This is a genomic window from Spirosoma sp. 48-14, assembly GCF_001898575.1.
Classification (GTDB): Bacteria; Bacteroidota; Bacteroidia; order Cytophagales; family Spirosomataceae; genus Spirosoma.
Map to the genome: position 1 here is coordinate 42,739 of NZ_MKUD01000023.1, position 16,260 is coordinate 58,998.

The following is a 16,260-nucleotide window of genomic DNA, read 5'->3' on the forward strand; positions in this document are numbered from 1 at the left end:
CATTAACTGAACGAATGAAATGGCCTTTTCGCTCTTTCGCTCTTTCACTCTTTCGCTCATGAAAATCATTGACATCCGTACGCGCTGCGTGGCTATTCCGCTCAACGCGCAACTCCGGCACAACACGGGCGTACACCCCGGCTATTTCCTACGCACCATTCTCGAAATCATTACCGACGAAGGTATCGTTGGGTTGGGCGAAGTGGGCGGTGGCGATCAGCGGGGCGCTCTGCAAAAACTAAAGCCGCGTATCGTAGGCGAAGACCCGTTTCATCTCGAAAAAATCAAGCTGAAAGTACTCCGTAGTATTTATTACATGTCGAACGCCCGGCTGTATGCCGCCATCGAAATGGCCTGCCTCGACGTTCAGGGCAAAGTGCTGAATCGCCCGCTGAGTGATTTGTTGGGCGGGCGTGTTCGCGACGAGGTGCCGTTTATTGCCTACCTGTTCTGGCGTTACGACCGACCCGGCGGTGGCCACGACGAAACGGCCGAGGATATGGCCGATTTCTGCGTCGAGCTGCATGAAACGCTGGGTGTTAATTCAATGAAGCTGAAAGCAGGGGTAAAATCACCGAAAGAAGAAGCGCGGGTACTGGAACTTTGCCGCCAGAAACTGGGCGATGATTTCGGACTACGTATTGACCCGAACGGGCTCTGGTCGGTGCAGACCGCCGTACAGATTGGCCGTCGGCTGGAAGACCTGAACATCGAATATTTTGAAGACCCTTCGTGGGGGTTAGAGGGCAATGCGGCCGTCCGCAAACAGATACGGATTCCGATTGCGACCAACATGTATCCTGCCAAATTCGATGACCTGGCTCCCGCTATTCGCATGGGTGCGGTCGATATTGTGTTGACTGATATTCATTATTGGGAAGGCCCACGCGGGGTGAAAGATCTGGCGGCTGTTTGCAATACGTTCAATCTGGGCGTTGCCATGCACTCCGGAGCTGAATTTGGGATCGAACTGGCAGCCATGATCCATACGGCCTCAACGATTCCGCAAATGAATTTCGCGGGCGATGCACACTACCACTACCTCACCGACGACATCATTGAAGGGGGCTTGATGAAGTACGAAAACGGTTGCATCAAAGTCCCAACCGGTCCCGGCTTAGGCGTGTCGCTGGATGAGGACAAGATGAAGCATTACGAAAAGTATTACGAAGAAAAAGGCGATTACTACGCCCGTTTCCACCAAGACCCATACCGACCCGATTGGTATCCCACGGTGGGAGGCATGTGATTTTTCTTTCGACAGGATTTACAGAATTGACATGATTTGTTTTGAATAAATAATCCTGTTCATCATGTAAATCCTGTCAAAAATACATACAATGAAAAAAGCATTAGTCACCGGAGCATCGCAGGGCATTGGAAAGGCCATTGCGATTCGACTAGCCGAAGAAGGCTGCGACGTAGTCGTGCATTACCACGAAAACCGGGAAGATGCCGAAACCGTTGCGGACCTTATCCGACAGAAAGGAGGTACGGCTCACCTAGTACAGGCCGATTTGCAGGACACGGCACAGGCTATCCAGCTAGGCCAACAAGCCTGGAACATAGCGGGCGGACTTGATATTCTGGTGAACAATGCGGGTGTTTCGTACAAAAAGCATTTTCTGGACGTAACGGAAGCCGATTTCGAGCAATTCAACGGTGTCAACTTTCGAAGCACCACCTTTCTTACACAGGCCGTTGCCCGAAACATGGTGAAACATGCCGTAGCAGGCAGTATCTGGACCATCACATCGGTCAACGGTATCCGGCCAGGATTGGGACTAAGCCTCTATGGCGCTACCAAAGGAGCACTGGAAATATTGATGAAAGGTGTAGCTATGGAATTAGGCCCGCACAATATTCGAGTCAACACACTGGCGGTTGGCGCCATTCAAACCGACATCAATCGGGCGGTTTGGGAAAATCCAGACTTGCTTCAGGAAGTGAACGACGGTATACCCGCCGGGCGGTTGGGGCAACCGGAAGAAATCGCCAGTGTACTCGTCGATTTAATCGCATCGGGCAGCTATATAACTGGTTCGACCATTACTATCGACGGGGGTTTGCTGCTTATGCGTGGTTATGGGAAGCCTGGAACCTATGAAGCGGGAAAATGAGCGTTCAGTACGTCGACACTGTCGATGAGCGTGATGCCTTCCTCCTGGCAGGCAAGTTGAAAATCAGAGTCGTACGAAGCCAGATAAGAAATATTCGCAGTCAGACAATGAGCCAGAATAATTGCATCATTAGGCAACATATTGTAAGCCTTCATCAATCGAATAACCACGTTGGCTGGAGGGTGTTGATCGGTCGCTTGTTCAAACAGATTAAGCAGGCTACGAGGATCATGGCTACCAAGTATGTCGGGAATACGTTGAGCCTCCTGCAAGGTTCGTGCACGGCTCAACAGTTCTATCATCAATTCCTTTCTATTGCCCTTCGAATGTTCAATCAGGATAGAAGAGTCAAGAAAAATGATCATTCCTGTGTATACATTTCGTCTTCAAAGTCGGGCCCTGGCTCCCATTTAGGGAACGATCCTTCATATTTTTTCAGAATCGCCAGTTTTTCCTCTACCGTTAATTTGGGTTTAGCCGCCGTTTCTTTCCTGCGAACGATAATTTCTACTTCCTGCTCCCTGTATGAGGCAGGCATAGACAATACCAACGTATCATCGGTGACGCGCTGGACAAATCGGAGTGCTTCCATAAGCTTAGTCTTTTAATTATGAAAAGTAGATACATTTCTTTATTATTCCTAATAACGCTACTGCGGATCGCTTCGGTTTCAGCGCAAAACAATTCGTCGGGCAACGCACCCGACAATCCGTTCGCTGACGAGAAAAATAAGCTTTGGCAACCGTACCGGATTACACCCCGGTCGGGAACACAACACGTATCGTTGTCGGGCGATGGGTGGGAACTGTCGCATACCGATGCCCCCATAACCGACCTGAAAGCTCCACGTAAGGATGCGTTTCAGACCAGCATTCCGAACTCGGTACACTGGTCGTACTTCAAGGCTGGCAAACTGCCCCATCCGTATTACCACAAAAACTCCGACCAGTATAAGTTTATGGATGAGAAAGCGTGGTACTACCGCAAAACGTTTTCGACACCCGCCCGTGCGAAATCCGGTAGCTACGTATTCTTGTGTTTCGATGGAGTCGATTATTTTTCTAAAGTCTGGCTGAACGGCACGTTAGTAGGTGTTCACGAAGGCATGTTCGGCGGACCAACTGTTGACATTGGTAAGCTGCTAAAAGCGAGCGGACAAAACGAATTGCTGGTAGAAGTACGGGCCGGAAACTGGGGTAATAAAGCCACCGACTATGAAAGCCTGCCCCGTAACAGTAATGGGGAGTACATGATTGAGACGCGTAAAGGTTACAACCCACGCGCCAGTGGCCGGATTATTAAGCCCTGGGTGATTTCGGGAAGCTCGGGCTGCGAGATGTTTTTCAGCGTGGGTATGTGGCAGGATGTTCGGCTCGAAATTGTGCAGCCCTACCACCTCGAACGACCTTATCTGACCACTACCTCGATCCAGAATGGAAAAGCCACGCTCCACTTTTCGAGTGAAGTACTGGTCGATACCAATTCACTCGGTTACCAGTTGCATCCGTGGAAAAACGCGCAGATGCACCATTACGATGGCCGTGTACCAGGCACTACACTTTCCAATGCCAACTTATCCGTAGTTGTCGAATTGGTTGATAAAGCCGGGAAAGTTGCCTTTACGCAGGAAAAGCCATTCAAAGCCTTTAAAGGACGTACCTGGTTTGACGATGAGTTAACCGTAACGAATCCTAAACTCTGGCACCCGAACGGACTGGGCGAAGCCAATCTCTACACGGTTCGAGTGGTGCTTAAAAAAGATCATCAGGTTGTTGACCAGATTCAATTTCCGTTTGGCATACGTACCATCGAGCGGATTGCGTCGGCTGGCCCACGTACTGCAGATCGGTGGAAAAACTGGCAGTTTGTGGTCAATGGCCGGAAGTTTTTTGTGAAAGGCATGAACTTCACTCCACAGGACGTATTGCTCGAAACCTCGAAAGAACGCTACCGCTGGACGCTTGAAGCCGCAAAAAAAATGGGGGTTCAATTGATCCGCATCTGGGGCGGTGGCCTACTAGAAACCGAGCACTTCTACGAAATCTGTAACGAGTTGGGCATCATGGTGTGGCAGGATTTTCCAATTGGCAATCAGGATACTCCCCTGTATCCGCAGGACATTTGGGAAGCGCAAGTTGTGCAGACCATCGTTCGGTTGCGGAATCATCCGTCGCTGGCGGTTTGGTGTGGAGGCAACGAATTTAATCCATATTCCTACGGCAACGCAGCTACGATGGGCATTCTGGAGCGCAATCTGGACATTTTCGATAAGTCGAGATTATACGTCCGTACCACGCCTGACGACGGTAGTCTTCATACTTACCCCGACATGGACCCGACCTGGTACGGTGTTGGCTACCGCTACGAACCCTGGATATCAGAAACGGGTATGCACTCGATGCCTGAGGCCAACATGTTCTACGAAACCGTTGACAATAAAGAATTTACAGGGCTGGGGCGCATGTGGGATAAGGAATTTTACAAGGACCACCCGGAGTTCATTCACCACTTTACCGAATACGGCCCCAGCCGCGTACCCCGCATGTTGAGTCGGGCATCACATATTGCGGACATGAACGATCCGACGATTGAAGCCATTACGGAAGCGTCGCAGGTGGGAGCCGGGGAGTTTTATCAAGTGTTCTCCGAAAAAATGCAGGGCAATTATCCGGTTACGACAGGATTGCTGCCATGGGTATTCAAACGACATTGGCCCGTTATCGCCATTCAGATGATGGACTGGTTTGGCAACGCGGGGGCACCCTATTATTTTCTCAAACGGACCTACGAGCCTACACATGTTGCAGTTGATATTCCGCGTCTGCTCTGGAAAGCAGGCGAACGGATTAAGTTGCCTGTCAACGTAATGCATTCGTTACCACAGGCAATACCCGGCGCAAAAATTTCCGTACAGGTATTTGATGATACCTTCAAACCACTCTGGAAACAGGAACAAAAGGTAGCCGTTGCAGCTGGTACATCGGTACGTTCCGCCAACCTGGGCGAATACACGATTCCGGCAGATTACCGCGACCGATACCTTCTTCTCGTGGCCGAACTGCACGATGGTTCGGGTAAGCTGTTGTCACGCTCGTTTTATTACCCACGCAGCCTGTCGATGCTCGACGATCAGGCCTTTTACCAAAAATATACCAGTGACCCCATCCCTTGGCCAACGCTGGAAAAAGGGCCATTTCTGAAACCAACGGTAGCAAAAACGACTACATCACTGACCACTTCAGTAGTTAGTCAGAAACCTACTGGCACCGATCAAAGTCAACTTCGGGTCAAGGTAACCAACACAGGTAAAGTGCCTGCCTTTATGGCCAGAGTCGATATCACAGGCACCAAACGTGCGATTGTCGCTTCAGATAATTTTACCTGGATAGCGCCCGGCGAAACACAGGAGATCGACCTGGACGTGATCTGGCGCGAACCCTCCACCCGACCAAACGCCAAGATCACCGTTAGTGCCTGGAATGCCACACCCACAACCGCCAAAATCCCTTAACTATGGTTGAATCACCGCCTTCGATTACCCAAAAACCGACTGGATTCCGGTGGGAGTTACTGGCCCTGCTCTGGCTGGCGTTCTTTCTGAATCAGGCCGACCGACAGATTTTCAGCGTCGTGTTGCCTCTCATTCGGAAAGATCTCGGCCTAACTGATGCCGAACTGGGCCTGATTGCCTCCGCACTGGTCTGGACCTATGGACTGTTGGTCCCCATCGCGGGGTTCATCGGTGATCGGTTTTCGCGACGGAATATTCTGGGTTTCTGTCTGCTGTTCTGGTCATGCGCCACCCTGATGACCGGCTTTTGTTCCAGTGTCTTGCAGTTTATTGTATTGCGAGGAGTGGCTACAGGGGGCGGAGAGGCCTTTTACGCTCCTTCCGCCAATGCGCTGCTGGGCGAGACGTACAAAGAAAGCCGTTCGTTTGCCCTATCCATCCACCAGACGGCCGTTTACTTCGGCATTATCCTGAGCGGCCTTATCGCTGGGTACATCGGCGAACAGTATGGCTGGCAAAAGGCATTTTATCTATTTGGCAGTCTGGGCGTTGCGCTGGCTTTCGTCTTTTTCAGTCGTATCCCGAAAGACCTGGTGAAAGCTACCGTCGAAGCCCGTCAGCCGATGCTGGCTGAAATGGGCGAAACGGCTCGCATCGTGATTCGTAAGCCGACAGTCATTATGCTCACGCTGGGCTTTGGTTGCATGGTGTTTGTCAATGTTGGCTACCTAACCTGGATGCCGTCGTTTCTGGTCGATAAGTTCAGCATGAGCCTGACCGATGCCGGGTTTTCGTCGCTCTTCTATCATCACCTCGGTGCCTTTTTGGGCGTACTATCAGGAGCCAAAATCGCGGATCATTATGCTAAAGCCAATCCCCGAAGCCGACTCGTCGTGCAGGCACTGGGCTTATTGCTTGGTGCCCCATTCATCTACGGTATCAGCATGAGCGACACACCGACATTTACCTACATAGCGCTGTTTTTGTTCGGTATTTTCCGGGGCTGGTACGACTCCAATATTGTTGCCTCACTTTACGAAGTGGTGTCGCCCAAAATCCGATCGTCGGCTTATGGCCTGATGCTGGCCTGTGCTTTTCTGATTGGCTCTATTGCCCCTTATCTGCTAGGCGTTCTGAAACCAACGCTTGGCCTGACAATTGGTCTGGCCAGTCTGTCGGGCGTGTATGTACTGGGAAGCCTGTTCCTATGGGCTGGAGCCTTCCTGTTTTTTGACCGAGACAAAGAAGCTGCCCTATGAACCGACGCCATTTTATAACCCAGTCAACCTTACTCAGCGGCCTGATAATGACCAACCTGACCCACGCTTCATCCACAAAATCAGACCTGCTCGCAATCCCGAATTTGCTATGCCTTTGGGATTTTGCTGGCAAGCAGCCCCTACGTTCCAAAGGTAAATTTAAGTATCAGTTGCAGGAGCCTACCGGGCCGATTTCGATGCTTAACGAAGGCGTTTTGTCGGATCGTTCACTCGACATTCGGGAACATGAATACCTGACCATTCCCCGCGCTGATTGTCCTGGTCTGAATATTCGCGGCAAACAGGCGCAGGTGACCGTGCTGGCCTGGGTGAAACGACAGGTCAAAAGTCGGGATAATGCCGAGTGCGAAGCCATTGCCGGGATGTGGAACGAAACCCAGAAAAAACGGCAATACTGCCTGTTTCTGAATATCCGGCTCCGCGACAGTAAAAGTCAGGTATGCGGACACATTTCGGGTGTAGGTGGCCCCACCCCCGGCGAAAAGTGGTGTGTCGATGTGTCGATTGGACAAACGCCGATTCGGTACGATGAGTGGACATTCGTTGCCATGACCTACGACGGACATTTTATTAAATCGTACCGCAATGGCCAGTTCGACGCCCGCACCGACCGAAATCCATACCCCTACGACGAAGGAATTTTCGATGGCGGAGAAGATGGGGCCGACTTTACGGTTGGGGCTGTTCATCGGTTAGGGGCCATCGGCAACGATTTCGTTGGGCAACTCGGTGGGTTAGCCGTGTTCGACCGGGCGCTATCGGCCGATGAAATTGCCCGGATTCACACGCATCACCCACTCCCCGGCTCATCGTCAGTCGCCAGTATAGTCACCGGGCTCAACTTCCCCGAGGGACCTGCTTTTGCTGCTGATGGTAGCCTGTGGGCCGTTGAGCTGAAAGGCGAACATCTGGTTCAGTACAAAAATGGGAAACTAAAACGCTACCATGTAGGCGGAGGGCCTAACGGCATTGCCCTCGACAAACAAGGGCGTGTCTGGTTTTGTGATTCGGCCCAGAGAGCCGTCCGGCGGTTCGATCCCATAACCGAAACAACAGAAACGATCCTGGATAAACTAAACGGGGAACCGCTTAACAAGCCTAACGACCTGACCTTCGATGCTATGGGTAATCTGCTGTTCACCTGCCCCGGCGATTCGCGTCAGGAGCCAACAGGTTATGCAGTCGTTCGGATGCGGGATGGCACCGTAAAGAAATTTACAACCGACAAATATTTCCCCAACGGACTAGCGTTCGGCCCCGACGGCAAAACGCTGGTACTAGCCGAAACCTACAAACATCGACTCTGGAAAGGCGAGTGGAACCCTGACACCGGCGAATGGACGAATGCAACTGTCTGGGCAACCGTTGAAGGGCCACAAGGGCCGGGCGGTCCCGACGGTATGGCATTTGGCGACGATGGCAATCTGTACGTTGCGGTGTATGGTACAGGCTATATCCACATCATTTCTCCTGAGGGGAAGGTTGTTCGCAAACTAAATACAGTTGGCAAAAACCCAACCAACTGCGCCTTCGACCCTACCGGCAAACTTGGACTCGTTGTTACCGAAGCCGAACAAGGTGCATTGAACAGTATGACGACAAACGCCAAAGGAATTACATTATTCAATTGATTATAAACTAGTTAAATGAAAAATCATGAGTGTCGATCAGTATAAGAAAGAAGTCGGATTGATGAATCTGGAGAAGTTGATCGAAAAGCGTGAAAGCGTTTCCGACACCACGTTCCCCATCCCGGAAAAAGAATTGCTAGCGCGTTTCGAACAGCTTTACACAGGGGCTGTCAACGACGTCATGCGTGAATTCTGTCTGCTGAACCAGGCATTACCCGGCCATATTCTGCCCCTACGCGAGTATCGAACAGTAGCAGGGGTTGCCTTTACCGTAAAAAGTGCTCCTAATGCCATGATCCGGGGGGAGATGGAATTTCGCACCCAAATGCTCGAAGAGATGCACGAAGACGCCTTTGTAGTCTGGGATACAACCAGCGATAGCAAAGCGACACTCTGGGGGGGCGTTATGACGGCCACTGCCAAAGGTAAAAAAGTGAAGGCAGCCTGTATCGACGGAGGCATTCGGGATACGCATCAGATTCTGGAAGCCGATTTCCCGGTTTTTTACAAATACCGCATTTCGAATGGAAGTCTGGGCCGCTGCCTGATTACGCACTACCAGGTTACAATTCAGATTGGCGATGTAACCATCAAACCGGGCGATATTATCCTGGGCGATATCGACGGAGTGCTCGTCGTTCCGCGTGACATCGCCTATTCCGTATTGATGCGGGCTGAGGAAATCATTGCCAATGAGAAGATGATTTTCAACTGGGTTCACGAAGGTCAGTCAATACAGGAAATCACCGAGAAAGGGGGTTATTTCTGAACATAACACGCGATATCCATCTGAGTCATCCTTCTCAACGCTCCGCCAGTTACTCATTTACTGTTAGAACACAAAGAAACGTAGCATTGACAATCAATCATTATGCTCTGCATCTTTGTGTTCTGGCGGTAAAACCAGGCCATTTCACCAAGCTGCCCTGGCCGTGAAAACTGTATCTGAGTTAATTAAGGCCTCTGTAGGCATTTGGCGAAATACCCACTTTCTGTTTAAAAAACCGCGTAAAATGTTGCGGGTATTTAAAGCCTAGTTCATACGAAATCTCGCTCACCGATTTGCTGGTGTCAAAAATTCGCTCTTTTGCCAGATCGATCAGGTGTAGCTGAATGAATTCGAGTGCCGATTTACCCGTTTCTTTCTTGATCAAATCACCAAAATAGTTGGCCGAAAGGTTCAACTCATGGGCGAAATAGGCAACCGTTGGAACGCCATTGATTCGTAGCGTTTCACTCTGCAAATACGCATTCAGCTTCTGTTCAAACTGCTCGATAATGCCGTGATTGACATGCGCTCGGGTGATGAATTGGGCTGATAAGGGGGTGCTGTGTCCTGTTGTTAAAGGTCTCGTTATACTGGTTGATGGTATTGTAAATAATTATCGCCTTCTCCCTTTTTTATCAAAACTACATCGGCAATCAGTTAGGGAAATCGCTACCCGTAAACGTGGTAAATAAAACTGTAAAATGTATAAAAGGAATGGGATAGTGCTCTGGTACTTTTGCTGCTGAGGATATAAGGGCGGCCCTGCCTAAATTACTATCTCTCATGGACATTCGCTACTTCATCGGTGTTGACGTTTCGAAAGCTACACTTGACTGGGCCGTCTTTGATGGCAAAACCATAGTATTGCAAGCCCAATCGGTTAACTCACCAGCAGCGATTAGGGCAACCGTCAAATTGATGAAGGCGTTGCCTGGATTTACGGTAATAGAATCGGTCGGCTGTCTCGAACATACAGGCATTTATTGTGCGCATCTTTTATCTTCCCTTTACAAATTGAAGCTACCTATTTGGTTGGAAAGTAGTCTTCAAATTAAGAAGGCCGGGGGCCTTCAGCGCGGTAAGAGCGACACCATTGACGCAATCCGCATTGCCCAGTACGCCTTCCGTTTTCGCGACAAAATGTGCCTTTGGCATCCACCAAGGCCTATTCTGCAATACTAACCACATTAAGTGCCCTTCGTCAACGGCTTCTTCGCGTTCGCCAGCAACTTCAACAACCTATTGACGAACAGCAGGGCTTCGCGGAAAAGTCACACCAAAAGCAACTGGCCAAAAACTGCCAGGCCTCCTTAAAAGCCATCACTGCCGATTTGGCAAGTGCCGAAAAACAGATCGATACGCTCATCCAAAGTGATGATCGCTTGAAGAAGCTTTTTGCCTGGATTACCTCCGTTCCCGATGCCATAGCGACTGAAGTATTGGTGGCTACCAACGAATTCAAGGCTATCAACGATCCTAAAAAACTGGCCTGTCACGCCGGTGTGGCACCCTTTGAATACCGATCGGGAGCATGAGCCAACATGCTCGTTCACGTCTAAAATCTCTCTTTCATTTGGGGGCCATGTCAGCGATCCGGATGAAAGGTGAGCTACAGATCTACTACCAGCGCAAGGTAGCTGACGGTAAAAATAAGTCGATTGCATTCGGGCTTAGGCTACCGACCTCCGATTGATTTTGAAAACCAATTTTATCAAACTCTCAAAAGTAGAGTGTCCGGCCAAACAGGCCCACCCCCATACTACTAAATTGAACGGGTTTATTGGACGCAAAAAGAGCCGTTCTCTGCCCTTCCCTCCTACCCAACCACCGTTCAGAAAAATCTCGGTAAATTTTCAGGAAAACACATCATCGGGCTATCGATACATTAGTTTAATCCGATGGTCGCCACCAGGTATAGTCGGAACAACCACATACTGACTAGTTAAAACTTTTTCGATTGTAGCCGTCATCCTTTTCCCATCGACGATGAGGCCCTTAACCTGCTTGCCAGCTGGTAAAAGCTGTCGGACAATGTACTGCTTAGGATCACCCTTTATAGAAAGCGTAATGGCCTTCGCTTTGGTCGTATGCTGGTAAACATAACTGACGGATTTGCCGGAGGGCCCATAGGTGATGGTAACAGTCGCATCATTTTTTCCAGCAGCCAGCCATCGGGGGGTTAATTCAACCTGTTCAAACAAAGCCCCCTTATCAACTACACCAGCCAGACCTTCTACCATCGCACTCATCACAGCGGCCTGGCCCCAGTTGTCCGGAATGCCAGCATCTACGGTGCCGTCAGGCTTATAGGAAACGGGCAGTTTGCCACCATGTTTTTCGTTAAGTTGTATCATCCGATTCAGGATATCTACCCCGTACGTTTCGTAGCCGTGCTGAAACGCAGCTTTCGCCAACTCCCCTCCCACAATGGTATTCACTCCGCCATTCATATACGATCCCGGCAGGTAATCGGCGTAACTTGGTTCAACGGGTGGATAAACGCCAAACCATTCGGCAAAGGCATTCTCTACATTTTTACCTTTCAAGCTGAGGTAAGTCTGAATGATCGACTCGGCCATAGTTTCATTCGGTAAGCCTCGGTTTATATCATAGGGATTCGACAGGCTCAACGTGTTCTTCTGGTCCATGTTGAGGTAGGATGGCGTTGGATCATCGGGAACGAAATGGGCATAAAAACGACCATTCCAGCAAAGCTCATTCGTCCGTTTCCGAATCCCATCCGCCTGTTCGTTCCAGTGGGTAGCTTTGGCAGCGTTTCCCAAAACGGCATACAGTTGCGCCAATTGCCGACAGGCAGCATACAGGCCGCTGTTATCCCCATGCATGATTCCCATGGGCGTTTTCTCGTCGATGTCAAAAATACCCGTCTGTACATCGTTCCCCTGCCGAACATATTCGGCCCGAGTAGTGGGTAGTTGCATAAAATCCCAGGTATCGAGCGTATAGCCGCGCTTCATCAACTGGTACTTCTTCGACCAGCGTAATGGATCGGTCATGTCATACATCAGCCCTTTTTCGAGCTTGTCAATCCATTGGTGTATGTAAGCTGTGTCGCCGGTAGCCTGCCAGATGTAGTGCCCCCCTTCGACCATCAGATATTCCAGATCAGCTTCGACAGGCAGACGATGCATTTGAATGGTATCTCGCGCAATGATCTTCCAGTATCGTTTATCGAACAGATTCATGCGGTGACTTTCGCGGGCCACCATGGGGTAATAGTAATCGTAATACAGGCCTTCGTGCGTCTGGTTTTCCATAAAGAATTGCCAGAAGCTGCTGATGTCGGGTTCCAGGTATTTCATCGCCTTCATTACGTGTACATTGTCGCGTATCCATTGCACAAACTGCTTGCGTTCCTTCCCGCCAAACCGGACCGTTTTTCGGTATTCCGTATTGATTAACTGCGTTTTAAGGCTGGTAAAAAATTGTCCATACTCACCCGTACCTTCCCCAAACTGGGTTTGCGGCTGGCTGAAGCTTACGGACAGGCTATGAACAGATATTGCATTGAGTAGAAGGACTTTAAAAAACGATTTCATAGTTCTTGACAGGACAATAAACGAATGGTGGGCAAGAACGTCAATTCCCGTCAAGGCATTGTCCTGCTTTGTCGACTGTCAGGATAAAGCAGGACAAACAAGCCCCCCAAGACGTGTTGTTTGCAACCGGAATCTACTACATCGAATGAATACGTTCGCTTTTATCGTCAAGAAATACGCTTTGCTGCTCGCTATAGTCGTTACGTACCTGACTGGGCATGCGCAATCGGCAGCTACGGGCAGCAGCGAAGCGCCTAAACTACCACTGGCCAGTGATCGGACTGACATACAGCAATTGGTTGCTTACCTTCGAACACTGGCCGCAAGTGAGAAAAACCCACTATTAAAACGCCATTTCGAGTCGGTTATACAGATGAGTCTGGATTCAACGCACGGGCTGCGTCCTGATGACAAACACATCAAGGCTGCTATAGGAACACTGGCCTTTTTTCAGTCAGAGGGAGCGAAGTGGGAAACGTACTTACAAGGCACTCGGCCCCTCATCATGGCTTTCAAATCCAAAACTGACAAAAAAAACAGCTACTACTGGTTGTTTCTGCCAAATGGCTATACCCGTCCGAAAACGAAATTCCCTTTTTATGTAGAACTGCATGGAAGTGGTGGCGGCACGAACAATCCGCCCTGGCACATGCTCTACGATTATTTACAACCCAAACCAGCGGGTGCTACCGCCCAAATGAGCCGCCGGGAGGGCTTTATGGTTCTTCCCTGGGGCAGGGGCGACAAAGGCTATCGCGACATAGCTGAGACCGATATTTTTGAGTGCCTACAGGATTTCGATAGTCAGTTCAAGACCGATCCAAAACGGCAATACCTGTATGGTTTCTCGATGGGGGGCGGTGGTACGTTCCGCATTGCTCAAAAAACGATAGCCCGCTGGGCAGCCGTTGGGCTGTATTCAGCAGCGCTAGGCAAAAACGTGACCTTTGAGGAAGCCGCAACATTTAAAGCCATGCCGGTCTGGATGGTTTGGGGCGAAAAGGAGTGGCTGAACGCCGAGAACCGTAAACTCAAAGATGATTTTCTGAAGGCTGGTGTACAACTGTGGTGGAAAGAAATCGAGGGAGTCGAACACAGTTACCTCGGCGAGTATCAGGAGCAATTGATGGATTGGCTCAAAACCAAAACGAAATGACAACCTACAGAGGTCGCCAATGGCGCGTAACGGGCATTTATATCCTTAGTTTACTTTTTTGTTGGCAATCACTGCTGGCCCAATCACCCAAATCGGCTGAGATAAAGCCGTTTAATGGCCGACCCACCTTGTTTGTGAATGGGGACCCGCAAACGCCAACGTTTTACGCGCTCACCCATGCCTACGGCGGACGTTGGTCGTGGGAGGAGGTACCCGCCCGAAACCTGGCTAATTTTTGTCAGATTGGGTTTCGGCTGTTTCAGGTCGATTTGTGGTTCGAAGACATCTGGACCAAAAACAGCGATACACTCGATATTCGAAAGGCGCAGCGGCAAATTCGGGGGGTACTCGACCAATGCCCCGATGCGGGTGTCGTGCTCCGCATTCACGTCAATGCTCCCTTTTGGTGGAATAAAGCACACCCGGAAGAATGCACTCAATTTGCCGATACACCCGTGGATACTACCTTGCGGGCTAGCCCTCCGTACCACAATGAAGAACACGACATTCATGCCGCTTTACGGGCCAGTCTGGCTTCTACACGCTGGCGGCAGGAATCGGGCCAGAAACTAGTTGAATTGTGCCAGAAACTTTCGAAAACGCCAGAAGGTAACGCCCTGATTGGTATGCATATAGCGGGCGGTATTTATGGCGAATGGCATTACTGGGGCTTTATCGAACACGACCCGGATACTGGCCCGGCCATGACCGACTACTTCCGCAACTGGCTCCGAACCAAGTACAAAACGACATCAGCGCTTCAGAAAGCCTGGCAATCCACAAGCGTTACGTTCGAGAATGCGACAGTACCGAACGTAGCGGAGCGGCTCAAAACGCAGGACGGCTTTTTCAAAGACCCGGTTCAGGACCAACGCACCATCGATTACTTCACCGCCCAGCAGCAGGTAGTAGCCGACGATGCGATTTACTTCTGCCGAATAGCGAAGGAAAACTGGCCCCGCCCGCTCGTTACGGGTATTTTCTACGGTTATCTGCACATGACATTCAATCGACAAACCGTTGGTGGTCACCTGTTTATCCAGCAGGTTCTCGATAGTCCATATATAGACTATCTGTCGGCCCCCCAGACGTATTGGCCTGATAGTCGCAAAGCGGGTGGCTCCGGTAATTCACGCGGGATCATCGAATCGACTTTGCTACATGGTAAACTCTGGTTCGACGAAATCGACAACGGCTATCTGTTTAAAAACGATTTTGAAAATATCCGCTATACGTCTCGCTACGACACGACGTATGCGAACATCATGAAACGATGTGCGCTATTGCCCCTGATGCGGGGTATTGGTTTCTGGTTCTATGATTTTGGTCCACAGAAAGGCTTCGGCTGGTGGGACGATCCAAAATACCTGGCCGCCATGAAAGCCGAGAAGGAGCTGTTTGAAAAGCGGCTTACTGTACCGTATCATTCCGAAGCGGATGTGCTGTATGTCTGGAGTCAGGATGTGTTCTATTACCTGAAATCGGCACCATTGCCCATCACAGTCAACGTACTGGATCATTCCATCGAGCAGGCGATGCGCTCGGGTGCGGTCGGTGACCATGTCTATGATTTCGACCTGAACCGAGTCAATCTGGCTCATTACAAAGCTGTGGTTTTCATGAATGTCTACAAGCTGACGGATGACCAGCGGGCCTTTATTCTGAATAAGGTAGCCAAAGGTGGCCGGACTATCGTCTGGAATTACCTGACGGGCTACACCAACGGCGAACGGCTCGATTTAGCGTTTGTGAAATCGCTGACGGGCATGAATCTGGAACGTATCGACGGCAAACAAACGCCCAGTGTTGCGTTTTTAAAACCAGCTTACAACTACAAGTTCAGCGGTCCTGTAGAGCCGCTCGTGGCCATAAACGATAAATCGACCGAATCGCTGGCTGAGTTGCAGGGGAGTAAACAGGTCATAATAGCCCGTAAGAAAACCAAAGAGTTTACATCCATTTTCTGTGGGCTCCCCCTTAACGGAATCGACGGATTTCGCGAAATTTTCCGGCAGGCGGGTTGCCACATTTATAATGAACGGAATGATTTCACGTACGCCAATTCCGGGTTGCTCCTGCTACATACCAAGGATGGTGGCACACGAACGCTTCGGCTCAGAAGTGGTAAATTGTTGACCATTCCGCTGGAACACGGATCAACCTTACTTTTAGATGCCCAAACGGGTGAGGTTGTCTTAAAATAACGATACTGAAGCCACCGATATGCTGGCAA

At 50.2% G+C, this 16,260-nt stretch carries 13 protein-coding genes and 1 pseudogene; 10 read left to right on the forward strand and 4 right to left on the reverse strand.

Annotation, left to right across the window (positions count from 1 at the left end; genetic code table 11):
• The first annotated feature begins 58 nt into the window (after window positions 1-58).
• Both BGO59_RS14410 and BGO59_RS14415 read left to right on the forward strand, forming a co-directional pair.
• A complete protein-coding gene (locus BGO59_RS14410) occupies window positions 59-1,249 on the forward strand; it encodes an enolase C-terminal domain-like protein (RefSeq protein ID WP_293684320.1) in 1,191 nt (396 codons plus the stop codon).
• Between the two features lie 91 nt (window positions 1,250-1,340).
• On the forward strand, window positions 1,341-2,120 hold the full coding sequence (locus BGO59_RS14415; protein WP_293684321.1) for an SDR family oxidoreductase: 780 nt from the start codon (window positions 1,341-1,343) through the stop codon (window positions 2,118-2,120).
• On the opposite strand, the gene BGO59_RS14420 is transcribed toward BGO59_RS14415, so the two are convergent.
• Together BGO59_RS14420 and BGO59_RS14425 are read right to left on the reverse strand one after the other, a co-directional pair.
• Window positions 2,102-2,485, reverse strand: a complete 384-nt coding sequence (locus tag BGO59_RS14420) for a PIN domain-containing protein (RefSeq protein WP_293684322.1) — start codon at window positions 2,483-2,485, stop codon at window positions 2,102-2,104. The two genes, BGO59_RS14415 and BGO59_RS14420, sit on opposite strands and share 19 nt — an antisense overlap.
• Complete coding sequence (locus tag BGO59_RS14425) at window positions 2,482-2,712, reverse strand: hypothetical protein (protein ID WP_293684323.1); 231 nt, start codon at window positions 2,710-2,712, stop codon at window positions 2,482-2,484. The genes BGO59_RS14420 and BGO59_RS14425 overlap by 4 nt, the downstream gene beginning before the upstream one ends.
• A gap of 18 nt (window positions 2,713-2,730) precedes the next feature.
• On the opposite strand from BGO59_RS14425, the gene BGO59_RS14430 reads away from it, so the two are divergent.
• From BGO59_RS14430 to BGO59_RS14445, 4 genes are read left to right on the forward strand one after another with little or no spacing between them, the layout of a single operon-like run.
• Window positions 2,731-5,631: a sugar-binding domain-containing protein gene (locus BGO59_RS14430; protein WP_293684324.1), complete on the forward strand. Its 2,901-nt coding sequence runs from the start codon at window positions 2,731-2,733 to the stop codon at window positions 5,629-5,631.
• Between the two features lie 2 nt (window positions 5,632-5,633).
• Window positions 5,634-6,890, forward strand: a complete 1,257-nt coding sequence (locus BGO59_RS14435; protein WP_293684325.1) for an MFS transporter — start codon at window positions 5,634-5,636, stop codon at window positions 6,888-6,890.
• The gene (locus tag BGO59_RS14440; protein ID WP_293684326.1) at window positions 6,887-8,542 is read left to right on the forward strand and encodes an SMP-30/gluconolactonase/LRE family protein; all 1,656 of its coding nucleotides are present in this window, start codon (window positions 6,887-6,889) and stop codon (window positions 8,540-8,542) included. Before BGO59_RS14435 ends, BGO59_RS14440 begins: the two co-directional genes overlap by 4 nt.
• Before the next feature lie 25 nt (window positions 8,543-8,567).
• Window positions 8,568-9,311, forward strand: coding sequence for an RraA family protein (locus tag BGO59_RS14445; protein ID WP_293684327.1), 744 nt, complete (start codon window positions 8,568-8,570; stop codon window positions 9,309-9,311).
• A 181-nt stretch (window positions 9,312-9,492) separates the two neighbouring features.
• On the opposite strand, the pseudogene BGO59_RS14450 reads toward BGO59_RS14445, so the two are convergent.
• Window positions 9,493-9,855, reverse strand: a pseudogene (locus BGO59_RS14450) (helix-turn-helix domain-containing protein); the annotation flags it as partial.
• A 239-nt stretch (window positions 9,856-10,094) separates the two neighbouring features.
• Between BGO59_RS14450 and BGO59_RS14455 the strand changes: the two are divergent.
• A complete protein-coding gene (locus tag BGO59_RS14455; RefSeq protein WP_293684328.1) occupies window positions 10,095-10,493 on the forward strand; it encodes a transposase in 399 nt (132 codons plus the stop codon).
• Window positions 10,460-10,846 carry a transposase gene (locus tag BGO59_RS14460; protein WP_293684329.1) on the forward strand — a complete coding sequence of 129 codons (387 nt, stop codon included), beginning with the start codon at window positions 10,460-10,462 and terminating at the stop codon, window positions 10,844-10,846. The genes BGO59_RS14455 and BGO59_RS14460 overlap by 34 nt, the downstream gene beginning before the upstream one ends.
• A 339-nt stretch (window positions 10,847-11,185) precedes the next feature.
• Here BGO59_RS14460 and BGO59_RS14465 read toward each other — a convergent pair whose 3' ends face one another.
• Window positions 11,186-12,871: a hypothetical protein gene (locus BGO59_RS14465; RefSeq protein WP_293684330.1), complete on the reverse strand. Its 1,686-nt coding sequence runs from the start codon at window positions 12,869-12,871 to the stop codon at window positions 11,186-11,188.
• 145 nt (window positions 12,872-13,016) lie between these two features.
• Here BGO59_RS14465 and BGO59_RS14470 point away from each other — a divergent pair, with 145 nt between their 5' ends.
• The gene (locus BGO59_RS14470) at window positions 13,017-14,027 is read left to right on the forward strand and encodes a hypothetical protein (RefSeq protein ID WP_293684331.1); all 1,011 of its coding nucleotides are present in this window, start codon (window positions 13,017-13,019) and stop codon (window positions 14,025-14,027) included.
• On the forward strand, window positions 14,024-16,231 hold the full coding sequence (locus BGO59_RS14475; protein WP_293684332.1) for a hypothetical protein: 2,208 nt from the start codon (window positions 14,024-14,026) through the stop codon (window positions 16,229-16,231). The genes BGO59_RS14470 and BGO59_RS14475 overlap by 4 nt, the downstream gene beginning before the upstream one ends.
• Window positions 16,232-16,260 lie beyond the last annotated feature (29 nt).